An 881-nucleotide genomic window follows, 5' to 3' on the forward strand; every position below is an offset into this window, starting at 1 on the left:
ACCGGCGCTCGGCCTGAGCCCTGATCTCCACGTGTGCCGCGTGGGACGTCACGCGGAAGGCCTCCTCCCACGAGGCCAGCGCCCCGGACACCCCGCCCGCGGTTCCCCGGCGCCGGACGCGCCGGGCCAGGAGGCCGAGCGCCGCCAGGACCACGGCGAAGCTCCCGAAGATCACCAGCAGCGGCAGCGCGTCATTCATGGGGCGAGCCTACGGGGCGCGCCGGCGGCACCCCACCCCCCGTAGACTCCGCCCGTGTCCGCCATCGACGAGATCCGCCGCAGCAAGTACATCAGCCTCGCCACCCACCGCAAGGACGGCACCCCGGTCCCGACGCCGGTCTGGCACGTCGAGGGCCCCGGGGGCGAACTCCTGGTCCTGACGCCGGCCGCGTCGTGGAAGGTCAAGCGGATCCGGGCCGACAGCGCCGTCACGGTCACCGTCTGCGACCTGCGTGGCCGCACCGCACCGGACGCGGCCACGCTCACCGGTACCGCCCGTCTCCTCGACGAGGAGGAGACCGCGGCCGCTCAGGTCCTGCTCGGCAAGCGGTACGTCACGTCGCGCGTCGGGAACTGGTTCGCGAAGGTGCTGCGCCTGCCCAAGAAGCCGAACATCGGCATCGCCGTCACCCTCTGACCCCTGATCCGTGGCCCCCTGACCTCTGATCTCGGGCCGGCGGGCGGCGCGGCCCGCCCGTCGGCCCGCCCGCGTCACGGCAGGACGTGTCCGGCCGCGCGGAACAGGCGGTACCACTCCTCGCGGGTGAGCGGGAGGTCGGAGCCCGCCGCCGACTCGGCGACCCGGCCCGGGTTGGTGGTGCCGAGCACGACCTGCATGTGCGCGGGGTGCCGGGTGATCCAGGCGACCGCGATGCCCGTGG

General features: G+C 74.6%; 2 protein-coding genes and 1 pseudogene. 1 reads left to right on the forward strand and 2 read right to left on the reverse strand.

The window, feature by feature from the left end; genetic code table 11:
* The coding region (locus tag GTW43_RS02935; RefSeq protein ID WP_161299984.1) for a hypothetical protein at positions 1-199 on the reverse strand (199 nt) is incomplete at its 3' end.
* Positions 200-253: 54 nt separating this feature from the next.
* On the opposite strand from GTW43_RS02935, the gene GTW43_RS02940 reads away from it, so the two are divergent.
* Positions 254-637 carry a PPOX class F420-dependent oxidoreductase gene (locus GTW43_RS02940; RefSeq protein ID WP_161299986.1) on the forward strand — a complete coding sequence of 128 codons (384 nt, stop codon included), beginning with the start codon at positions 254-256 and terminating at the stop codon, positions 635-637.
* A gap of 74 nt (positions 638-711) precedes the next feature.
* Here GTW43_RS02940 and GTW43_RS38585 read toward each other — a convergent pair.
* Positions 712-881 (reverse strand): annotated as a pseudogene (locus tag GTW43_RS38585) (aldo/keto reductase family oxidoreductase); the annotation flags it as partial.

This window comes from Streptomyces sp. SID5785, from assembly GCF_009870065.1.
In the GTDB taxonomy this organism is placed as follows: Bacteria; Actinomycetota; Actinomycetes; order Streptomycetales; family Streptomycetaceae; genus Streptomyces.